Origin of the sequence: Streptomyces sp. NPDC026589 (assembly GCF_040638385.1) — a bacterium.
In the GTDB taxonomy this organism is placed as follows: domain Bacteria; phylum Actinomycetota; class Actinomycetes; order Streptomycetales; family Streptomycetaceae; genus Streptomyces.
Genome location: NZ_JBEZYG010000001.1, coordinates 295,453 through 305,992, shown reverse-complemented (window position 1 = coordinate 305,992; position 10,540 = coordinate 295,453). Strand labels below are relative to the sequence as shown.

Genomic DNA, 10,540 nt, shown 5'->3' with positions numbered 1-10,540 from the left:
AGCGGGTCAAGATTTGGGCCAGGCGAGCGCCGGGCCCCTCGCGTAGCGCCCGCGCAGTTCCTGTGCGACGCGGCGGGAAGCAGGGGGGCGTGCCGGGCGGAGTTTGGGACCGTCCGGCCTTCCGGGCCTCGTGGCAGTTACCGGAGACGGCTCTGTCGATGGAGTCGTCCCGTCCTCGGCCGCCGGTCCCTCGCCCGCTGTCGGGCCACGGGGCGTCGGTGGGCTGGGGTCCGGTTCCTCGCGAAGCTGTACTTCGAGCTCATCGAGCCGGTCCAGCATTCGTGCGTCCGGCTGTGGCAGCACCATCGTGGGGTGCTCCACGGCCGTCGTCGCCTGGATCAGTGCACGCCGTGCACGGGCCGGGCTGGTCCCCAGCGTACGCATGAGATCGACACACTCCCGTGTCACCTCCTCCAGCGAGGGGCGGTCCTCAGGCCGGTACGCCAGCATCGGCACGACGACCAGGGCGAGCTCGCCAGGCATCCCGGACAAGTCCGGCCCGGACTCCGCGTTGGCGACCTGTGCGGCCACGGCCGCCCAGTGGGCGCCGTCGTACGGATAGTGACCGGTCGCTGCGTACAGCAGTGCCGTGCCCAGTCCGTACACGTCGGCGGCCGGCGTCACCTCCACCTGTCCCAGCGCCTGCTCGGGCGGCATGCAGCGGACCGTGCCGATGAGTATCCCCGCCTGACTGAGCGAACCTTTCGACGCGCCGAGGAACGCACCGAGCCCAAAGTCGATGATCACCGGACCGAAGTCGCCCAGCATGACGTTCTGCGCCTTCAGATCGCGGTGCACAAGACCGGCATCGTGGACGGCGTTCAGACCCTCGGCCAGCAGTGCGCCGAGGCTCGCTACCAGTGCCGGGGCCAGTGGCCCCTGGTCCTTGACTACGTCGGAAAGCGGCCGGCCAGCAACGTAGTCCATAGCCAGCCAAGGCTGCTCCGCGAATGGATCGGCATCGATGAACCGGGCCACCCGGCCGGTTCCCGAGATCGTGCGCGCGATCGTCGCCTCACGTTCGAAGCGGGCGCGGGTGTGGGGATCTGTGCGGTCGGGGCGGATCACCTTCACCGCAACAGGTTCGCCTGCGGCCGAGTAAGCGAGGTAGACCTCTCCCATCCCTCCCGCTCCGAGCCTGCGCTCGACCGCGTACCGGCCGATTGTCATGGGTACCGCGTCCATCGCCTCACTACCCCCAGAATTGTTTTCGCTCAACGGACGCCTGACCACTTGCGCCACAACTCTAGCGAAGCGATCACCAACCCGGGACGGGACTGCAGCCCCCTGTCACGCGGTACGGGCGGCCCTGGCACCGCAGCCCCGGGCTGCCTCACAACCACAGAGTTCGCCGGTAGCTTCGTAGGCGATACGAGAGGCGCGACTATCCGGATTCCCTCGTGGAGCGGTACGTGGCCGTCGCCCATTCGTTGAGGAGAGTGTCGGCGACCGCTTCTTCATAGACGGCGACTCTCTCCCTGGCCATGGTCTCGGCGAGTTTCGGGTCCCACGATGTGCCCTGGGGCTTGCCGCTGAGTGGGACGTGGTCGGTGTCGGCACGGACACCGTTGAGGTAGTCCGCTCTGCTCATACGCCAGGGCGCGGCGCCGTAGCGAGTGCGCAATGCATTGGTCATCGCGATGCCGGGCCAGTCGAAGTCGCCGTGGTACCGGAGTAGACCGCCGTTGTCGACGATGAGCCGGGCAAGGCGGTGGAAGGCGGTTGAGGGGCGGCCTTCTGCGCAGATCAGTGGTGGGCTGCTTGTGCCAAGTTCGCCGGCGGCGCGGCGCAGCACGGCGGGGTTCTCGCAGACGTACACCGTTGGCAGGTTCACGGTGATCGGCAGGGTGATGAGCTGGTGGAGGGTGATGTGGAAGGGGGTGCCGTAGCGGGCGGCGTCGGTCAGCCACTGGCCCAGCCCTTGTCCGGTCGCGGGAAGGTTGAGGACGAGGGCGCGGCTGGCGAGGTCGTCGACGATGACGTCGAAGGCGTCCCAAAGCTCGCGTCGGGCCTCGGCTCCTGATTCGAGTGGCATTCCGCGTGCCATGGCCAGGGCTCGCAGGACCAGGGTCGGCAGCGAGCCGCGGCCGGGGTTGAGGGCTTTGGTGTCTCCTGTGGTGGCGTCGGCCAGGGAGGGCAGCATGACCGGCGGTGACCCGCTGGGTCGGCTGTAGAGGAATTCCAGGACGCGGACAGCCTGGCTGAGGAGGTGAGTGTCCTCCTTGTTGATCAGGCCAGTGATGGTGCCGTCGGATGCGAGGCCGGCCAGCCATTGCCGGTACCAGGGGTGCTCGGTGTGCAGTGGGCTGGACTCGCCCTCGGCCAGGATGCTCTCTCGGGCTTGTTCGAGTGTGGTCCGCTCATCGGCGCGGAAGCGCAGCTCGGGGCCGATCCGTTCCAGGACCTCGCGGAGTGACATGCCCGCGACGTTGCGGACGCTCTCCTCCAGCACCGCGAGGGGGATGGTGATGCGGCGGACGTCGGCCGAGCGGTAGGTGCCGGTGATGCCGATGACCGCGTTGCGTTCGGCTGTGGTCGGGTTGGTCAGGCCGATGGAGCCCTCGATCTCACCGCCGTTGCGCTCGAGCGAACGCCGGGCAGCGGCCAGGAGGCGACGGAACTCAGGGCCCTGGTAGCGCTCGTATATCTCTGCTGCCTTGGTCATGCTGACTCCTCGGCGTCGTTGCTCGTCGGTTCGTCGTCGGGGATGTCACCGAGCAGTCCTGCCTGCGCGGGGACGTGGCGACGGGGTGTGAAGCCGAGGAGTTCGGCGGCCAGGTCGTCGGATCCGGGATATTCGAGGTCGTCGAGGATCTGTTCGCCGTCCCAGACGAGCAGCATGGCGGAGACGGTGTGGGATGCCTCGTCGTGCTTCATGTCGTAGTGCGAGATCTGAGGCACCTCGGGGTAGGTGATCCACAGGTCGTAGCCGGTCATGAAGAGGTCGAGGTCGAACTTGGCGGTGAGGGCGAGAAGGTCGGGGCGGTACTTCTCGTCGATGCCGGCAAATGCCTCGTCCAGTGCGATCAGGCGCGGGCAGGTGGGGTAGGCGGAGCTGTACTGGGCGTGGGCGGCTGCGAAGAGCGGCAGGTGGATCGAGGCGGACTTCTCACCGCCGGACATCACGCTGTGCTTGGCCTTGGTGAGGAGCTCCCCCTTCTTCTTCTCCTCCGGGCTCATGCCCTGCCGGAACAGGCGGAGTTCGAATCTGCGCCAGGTGCGGTAGTCCAGGACCTCGGCGATCACCTGCTGGTAGCTGCGCTTCTTGTCGGCAGCGGCCTTGGCGCGGATCTGGCTGCGCAGGTGGGAGCGGAGTTCGGCCAGCCCGGCGGGGCCCAGGCCGGAGGCGTCCTTGTCGAGCAGCCTGTTGACGGCCTGCTCGGAGTCGGTGAGGGCGTCGGAGACGACCCAGTTGATGCCAACTGTCGCACCGGAGGACATCGGCTTGGCCCGGGTATCGGCGTCCATGCTTTTGACCAGGTCGCGGGCGGCGATGGTGCGGTCGTGGATCTGCTGGGCCAGTCCGGTCAGGAGCCCGTCCTCCAGGACGGTGCGTTCCTTGTCTTCCAGCAGCACGCTCTGGTCGGCGAGCTGTTCGGCCAAACGGCGTCCGAAGTCCGCTACGGGTGCGGGTCCTTCGCTGTCGGTGACCCGGGCCAGGATGATGTCGCCGGCCGGCTCCCACTCGAAGAGGTAGCCCTGGTCGGATTCCAGCAGGGCTGACTCCAGCGTGGTGATGGCGGTGGAGATCTTTGTCGTGACGGTCTTCAGGAGGCTCGCGGTGATCGGGCGCCCACGGGTCGCCTCGTCGAGCGCGGTGATCAATGAGGCGACGGATTCGGGGACGACGCGTCGGGCGGCCTCCGTGCCGGTGAGGGAGGTATCGGGCGAGGTGAGGCTGTCCATGAGGGCTTGGACTGCCTGCTCGGGACTCGGCCACATGTCGTGCGGTAGCCAGAGGGTGTCGGCGGTTGCTTCGAGCAGGCCGAGAAGGTCGGGCCGGGCGTACGGCTCCAGCGTGAGTGTGGTGCGCACCTGCTCGGCCACGGCCGTGGCCAGTGCTGTACGGCCGAACTGCAGGGCATGGTCGGCTTTCAGAAGCCGGTCTCGCTGCTCTTCCGCGTCCTTCTTCGCACGGGCGTATGTCGTCTGTGCCTTCGCGAGCTGTTCCTCGGATTCCGCGATCTGCTGGAGAATCTCCTGCAGAGGGGCGTCGAGCGTTGCCTCTTGGGTTCGTAGACGCTCCTCCTGAACGGCGAACTCGTCCTTGCGTGCCTGCAGCGCCTCGGCCTGCTCTGCGCAGGACTCGGTCTGCTCTTCGACGATCTCCTTGCGGCCGGCGATGTCGCGCTCGGCATCATCGGCTTGCTCACGGCAGGAGGAGAGCGCTCTGCCAGCGTCGGTGAAATCGTCGACGGCTTGGGCGACGTTGTCCAGTTCCTCTCGATGCGTGGGCAGTCGCGCGGCCGTGGCGGCATGGCGAAGCTGCCGGTTCTTCTCATGGGCCCGGGCGATCGCCCCGTCGAGTCGCTTGCGTGCCTCGGTGAGGCGGCGGCGGGCTCCGGCGACTTTCTCCGCTACCACCGCCACCTCACGCACGGCTTCGGTGATCGCCTGGGTGCGGGGGAGCTCACGCCTGGCGCGGTCGAAGTCGTCGAATGCTTCGTGCGCGTACTGCTGCTGTTCCTCGATGCCGGAGAGCTCAGCTTCCAGTACGGCGATGGATTCTTCGAGGCGTTCCAGCCGTTCGCGCCGGCGGGCGGCCCGCGCGGTGGCCCCGATGTACTCCGGCTGAGCTTTGGGGTGCGCACCGACCTGGACTCCGAGGCAGAAGTGCGACCCCGTGGTCACCGAGGGGGCAGACAGGGCATCGTCCGCTGCCGGGGCGTCGTCCATGACGGCGATGGAGGCCAGAACAGCTTGGACGGCGGCAGAGTTCACGTGCTGCTGATCTTCGACGAGCAGGACATCGGCCAGGGTGCGTCCGGTGGGGCGCTGAGCAGGAGGCAGTGGGCGCAGATAGGCGTCGGCGACCTTGTCGTGCAGTGCCTGGTCGGTCAGTGCAGTGTCGGGGTGCAGCCAGGCGGTGAGCAGGCCGGCCGAGTACAGGGCGCCTTCCACCGCAGCCGCGTGGCTGTCGGAGATGTGATCGGCGAACCGTACGAGCTGCCACAGCGGAGCGCCCGGCCGCTTATCGCGGCTGGCAGGGCGTAGGTCACTGGAGGGGGGTGCATCGTCGCCCTCGGCTGCCACGGTGTCGCGCTCGGTCTGCCTGGTTCGCAGGGCGTCCGCAATGTCGCGGTGCTCCCGCTTCAGCGTCTCGACGCGGGTCAGTGCGCTGGTGCGGCGCCGGTCGGCGAGAGTGTGGAAGACCTCCGGCAGTGGGGCCGCTTCGGGCTCCTCTACGGGGTCGATGGCCGCGCGCAGCACGTCGCCGTCGGCGGCGACCAGGACTGGGGTGTCGTCGCTGCCGCTCCAGCGGCTGATGAAGTCGTCCAGTTCCTGGCCGGTCTCGATGCGGGCGATGGTGAGCTTCTCGGCCGCTGCGGCGGACTGCCGCTCGGTCTCAGTCAGCTCGCCGCTCGCCGTGTCACAGTGCTCCTGCTCGCGTTCTTGGTCCTTTCTGGCGTTCTCGAAGGCGCCGAGCAGGTCTTGTACGTCCTGCAGTTCGCTGCGACGCGCGGCAACCCGACCCGCGATATGCGTGTCCAGCTCAGCACCGAGATCCAGCGTGTCGTCGTCGTGGAGGATGCCGCAACGGCGCGCCGCGTCCATGAGGTCGTGGGTGTGCCGGGAGGCAGCTTTGCGCAGTTCATCGTGCCGTTGGAGGGCGCGGTCCGCCTCTCGCTTGAGAGTGGCCAAGCTCTCCTGGGCCCGGTTGAGGTGGCGTTCACTGCCGGCGATACCCAGGCGCTCGGTGCGTACGCGCTCGCGCAGCTCCTTGAGCCCGTCCTGCTCCTTGATGGCGTCGTGGTTCTTGTACTCGGTCAGGCGGGCGTCGATCTCATTGCACCGGCGTTCGCCGGTGTCCCGCTCCTGCTGCGCCGCGGTCAGCTGCCGCTCGGCGGTGCGGCGGTCGCCCGCCGCTTCCATGATCGTCTCGCACTGGGTGGCCGTGTCTTGGATGCGCCCGGAAACATGGTCGACGCGGTCACGGGCATGGGCACGCAGGTAACTGGTGTATTCACGCAGGAAGTTCCGGACTGCAGTATCCGCCCCCATAAGGGCGTTGAGAAGCGCCTGGATCTCGGCGAGGTTCTCGAAGTCGCGGGCAGCTTGGAGGACGAGGGCATCATCGACGGGGCGGAGTCCGGCGGTGAGGGTGTCGGACACCTTGACCGGGTCGAGGTCCTTGGCCAGCAGAGGGCGCCGCAGTTGGAGCAGAAGATTGACCAGCTGGTTGTAGCGCTCGCGGCCCAGCCCGAACAGCCGGTCATCGATCGCCTCACGGTATGCCTCCGCCGTGGCGTAGATGGTCCCTTCGCCCAGCAGCTTCTTCAGGGCGTTCTCCCGCAGCGGGCGCGAGGCGGCATCCAGCAGACCGAAGTCGATACCGACCCTGCCCTCGGTGACGAAGAAGAAGCGGGCCGGAGTAGACATGGGCTTGGTCACCCGCATGCCGATCCCCACTGTGACGGCTTCCAGGACCTCATCATCGGGTCCGGTGCGGGCGAACTCCATCCACACATAGCCGTAAGCGGACTCCTGCTCCTTGTAGAGCAGGTTCGACTTCATGGTCCGCTCCTCGCCGCTGAACGGATCAAGACGCCGCGCGTCAAGGACACCGTCCAGTACGAGGGGGAACAGCACTTCGAGGGCCTTGGTCTTGCCGGAGCCGTTGTGCCCGCGCAGGACCAGGCGGCCGTCGGCGAAGACGAACTCCTCGTCGGTGTAGTCCCAGAGGCCGATCACCCCGGCGCGCGTGGGCTTGAAGCGAACCTCCGGCTGGTCAGCGGTGCGGGAATGAGGGATGAGCGTCATCGAGAAGTTTCCTCAGTGGGGAAGTCGAGAGCGAACTGGCCGTCGAGCGCGGGACGTGGCAGGACGGCGGTGATGTTGCGGTAGCGGCCGGCCGCGGCCCGCACAAGGACCCCGCCGGGGACGATATGGACAAGGCACAGGTCCGCCAGGAGCGCGATCGCCTCGGCCAGCAGCCCGCCGGGATCGCCTTGCCATTTGTTGGTGAAGGAGGAGGGGCCGAACTCTTCATAGAGTTCGGTGATCATCTGCTCGAGCGTGCCGTGTTCCACGAAGGGCAAGTCCGTCTGCCCTGCATGCTCTGGGGCGTCCGGATCGGCCTCGTCCGCGTGTTGGCCGTTGTCCGCGTGGGGGTCGTGAGCGAGGGCTTCGAGCGTGCCGGCCTGCGGCAGGGCCATATCGAGACGGCTCACCAGGTCCGCGTGCTCGTCCATCGGATCGGGGGGCAGCAGGTACTGGAGACCGCCGACTCGGTCCGGGTCCTCCCGCAGGTCCGCGATCTTCGCGAGCATCAGCCCGGCGGTGCGGTTGACCGCTCCGCCGCGGCCGGGGAACCTCTTGTCGGTGAAGTGCCCTGTGGTGTCGACGAGCATGATTCCCTCGGCCCGGCGCTCGACAGGCAACCCGGTCAGCCGTGCGATGTCCTCGGCCAGGGTGGGCTGGCGCAGCGCTATCGCCGTCTCCGCGTCGGTGTCGCCGAAGTAGACTACCGGGTACTCGATCAGCAACCGCCGGGCTCGTTGGGCAGCGAGCCGCCGACGGGGGTCCCGTCCGGTGCCGGCGGTCGGCGTGTCCAGCAGGCCAGAGGCGCTGACCAGATGTTGCAGGGGCTTGTTCGGCCGGAACAGAGCCGCGCAGGCGTCGTGGTCGATGTCGAACAGCGCGTCCCCACGGTCGTGGTCACGGGCCCAGTCCTCCATGGACCCGTCGGAGATCCGCAGCGCACCGCGGTCGACCAGCCAGTCCACCACGTCAACGACCGCATCCTTGTGACCCGGTGCGGTCGCATCGAAGCCCAGGTGCTCGATCGCATTGGCGGAGGGCGCAAGGAGTTTGACGAGATCGGCGAGGTTGATCTCGACCCGTGACCGGTGCAGGCACGCCAGGATCAGGCAAAGATAGGCCAGCCGTCGCCGGTCGAACGGCTTCTTGCTCTTCACCGTGAGGAACGCCTGACTGGCATCGAAGGCATCCAGCCGCCGCAGCAGCCGTGCGTGACGGGCGCTGGTCTGCAAGGAGTAGCCGAACAGATCCCGGAAATCTTTGGCCAGTTCGTCGGCCCACTGCAGCACCAGCGCAAGGGCCTTGGCCCGCGGATAGCTCTCGTTGACGACGCCGTGCAGCAGCATGAGCCGGGCCGCTTGCTGGTACGAGCCAAGGTCCGCAGGCTCCACAGTTGCGGCTACGCGATGGGCGGGCATCAGGACGTCTCCGTTCGGCGTCGACGCATCGCACCATGGGGCTTGATCTCCAGAGTGAAGCCAGGCAGGTGCAGCGTGCCGGTCTCGGTCCGCAGCTGGCTGCCGCGCTCGTTCGGGACCAGGCGCAGCGTCAGGACGTCGCTACTGCCGGTCCCCGATCGCAGTCGGCCCGCCACGATCGTCCGCGCCTGAAGGGCACGGGTCAGCAGCTTGAGCACGGCCCGGGTCTCCGCCGCGTTCAGCACCCGATCGTGGGGCCCATGGTCCAGAAGATCCGTGGCGGCCTCCCGGTCCGCGGCCCGCTCCGCCAACTGCTGCTCACGCAGCCGGGCATGGGCACCACGGCTCGCCCGGACCGGTTGCGGGCCGCCCGGCGCCGGCCGCTTGCCATGTCTGAACAAGCTGATGCTGACCTCCACCCCGGGCGCATCCCACCACGTCGTACGCGGCGAGATCTGATCACCATCGTCATGCGCGCCCGACAGATGCCGCACCGAGCGCAGGTCGAAAGCAGCGGACACCAGAGCGTTGGCCGCCTGCTCATCCGGCGCCCCGGCCGCCCAGGTGGCGAGATGCCGCAGCTGGGTGGTCCGGCTCACCCCGCCTCGCCGCGACTCCGTCACCTGCCGCAATAGGGCGATGACCCCGGAGATTGCGGTGCGGGTAGCGCCTTGCAACTGGGCGGCCTTGGTCTCCCCAGCACCTTCCGCCAAGAACCACTGGCGCAGTCCCGTCCAGCGCCGCCGCCAGTCCTCAAGCCGCGCGGCCGGACGCATCATGGGCCGCTCATCTACACCGGCGGCCCGCTCCAACAGGGTCTCCACCCCGCTGTCCTCCACCTCGTACACGGCCTCGGCCAGCCGGGGTGCGTAGCGTTCCAGCTCTGCCGTGAACTCACTCATGTGCGCCAGCAACGCGTGCTTGTAGCGCAGAAACGTCTCCGGGGAGATATCCGTCGTACGCGCCACGTCGTTGAGGGTCAGATAGAAACGCGCCGCCCGTTGCGTCATGTCCTCCAGCACACTGTCGAGGCGCGCGAGCTTGCGATACACCTCGTCCCGGTCGCCTTCCCGGTTCGCGGCCGCCAGCGCCTTGAAGTCCGACAGGATGTCGGCGAAGACCAGCCGTGACAGGTTCGCGTCCTGCACGCGGGAGCCGATGACCTCCTCCACGGCACAATAGACGCGGTAACCAATCTCCGTGAACTGGTAGACCGACTGCCGGTTTCGGTACGCGGCCAAATTGCCGCACCGCGCCGCGTCCTCCACCCGGTAGAGGACCTGCTCATTGTCCGCGGACAGGTTGTCGAGCATGGCTCGTAGGTTCAAGTCTGCGGCAGACGGCACCTCGTCATGCGCTGTCGCGAGCTCGTTGAGAGCGCTGGCTACGTCGTCGGGGTGGACCTGCAGCTGGTGGACGGCACGTAGCACGTTCATCGCCCGCAGCACCCACAGGTAAGCCACGTGGTCATCGCGCTGGGTGAAGTTGAACAGCCGCAGGCGGTCGCCCACTGTCAATGAATCAAGATCGAATGACTCGGAAACTCCCGAGTCATCTCGCTGGAACACCAATGCTGCCCCTCGTCTCGAGTCGCATCTCGCATACCTTGACAGGCGGCACTGACAATGACCGTAGAATTCGAACGAATGGCCTATTTATGGTGTGGTTATTGGCTGATGTATCGGAGCGTCGGGGCCCGCGTGCACACAAGCGGTTCCTGCCAAAGAACTTGCTACTGCCAGACGCGGAAGATCCGATGAACTCGTCCCAGATGGCGCCTTACGGGCGTGCGGCATCGGACGCCCGACTGGGGAGAGCGCTGCTGGCCTGATCGACTGCGAACGCAGCAACGTCGCTGGATCATCTGGCCCCTGCAGTCTGAGCCAGCGTGTGCTTAGAAGGCACCTGCTCTATCCACTGAGCTACGGGGGCTGACCTGCGAAAACGCAGCTTCCTTGCGCTGTCCCCCGGGAAGCGGGGGACACATGGGGGAATCGTAGATCCCCGATGGTGGGGAGACGCAAGCGTTCCCTGGCTGGGCCGCACGTAGGATCTCGCACAATCTTCACAGCTCAGAAGCCCCTCACGGAAACAATCCTGCATCTACTCGGCGTTGTCGATCTTCGAGTCGAGGAGGGGAA

The 10,540-nt window shown here is 67.3% G+C and carries 5 protein-coding genes; all 5 read right to left on the bottom strand.

Translation table 11 applies throughout. The features are described 5' to 3' along the window. Positions 1-6: 6 nt before the first annotated feature. The 5 genes from AB0F29_RS01370 to AB0F29_RS01350 all read right to left on the bottom strand — a co-directional run bounded on the left by AB0F29_RS01370 (position 7) and on the right by AB0F29_RS01350 (position 9,967). Entirely contained in the window at positions 7-1,170 is a 1,164-nt protein-coding gene (locus AB0F29_RS01370; RefSeq protein WP_361867016.1) for a protein kinase, read from the bottom strand. Between the two features lie 214 nt (positions 1,171-1,384). After that, positions 1,385-2,665, bottom strand: a complete 1,281-nt coding sequence (locus tag AB0F29_RS01365; RefSeq protein ID WP_361866575.1) for a TIGR02679 family protein — start codon at positions 2,663-2,665, stop codon at positions 1,385-1,387. Beyond that, the gene (locus AB0F29_RS01360; RefSeq protein WP_361866573.1) at positions 2,662-6,981 is read right to left on the bottom strand and encodes a TIGR02680 family protein; all 4,320 of its coding nucleotides are present in this window, start codon (positions 6,979-6,981) and stop codon (positions 2,662-2,664) included. Before AB0F29_RS01360 ends, AB0F29_RS01365 begins: the two co-directional genes overlap by 4 nt. After that, on the bottom strand, positions 6,978-8,399 hold the full coding sequence (locus tag AB0F29_RS01355) for a DUF2398 family protein (RefSeq protein ID WP_361866572.1): 1,422 nt from the start codon (positions 8,397-8,399) through the stop codon (positions 6,978-6,980). Before AB0F29_RS01355 ends, AB0F29_RS01360 begins: the two co-directional genes overlap by 4 nt. Continuing rightward, complete coding sequence (locus AB0F29_RS01350; RefSeq protein ID WP_361866571.1) at positions 8,399-9,967, bottom strand: TIGR02677 family protein; 1,569 nt, start codon at positions 9,965-9,967, stop codon at positions 8,399-8,401. The genes AB0F29_RS01355 and AB0F29_RS01350 overlap by 1 nt, the downstream gene beginning before the upstream one ends. Positions 9,968-10,540: the final 573 nt, after the last annotated feature.

What these genes read in the sequence shown, in the direction of transcription:
- AB0F29_RS01370 (WP_361867016.1), bottom strand. Translation starts at nt 1,170, where the DNA reads ATGACAATCGGCCGGTACGCGGTCGAGCGCAGGCTCGGAGCGGGAGGG.
- AB0F29_RS01365 (WP_361866575.1), bottom strand. Translation starts at nt 2,665, where the DNA reads ATGACCAAGGCAGCAGAGATATACGAGCGCTACCAGGGCCCTGAGTTC.
- AB0F29_RS01360 (WP_361866573.1), bottom strand. Translation starts at nt 6,981, where the DNA reads ATGACGCTCATCCCTCATTCCCGCACCGCTGACCAGCCGGAGGTTCGC.
- AB0F29_RS01355 (WP_361866572.1), bottom strand. Translation starts at nt 8,399, where the DNA reads ATGCCCGCCCATCGCGTAGCCGCAACTGTGGAGCCTGCGGACCTTGGC.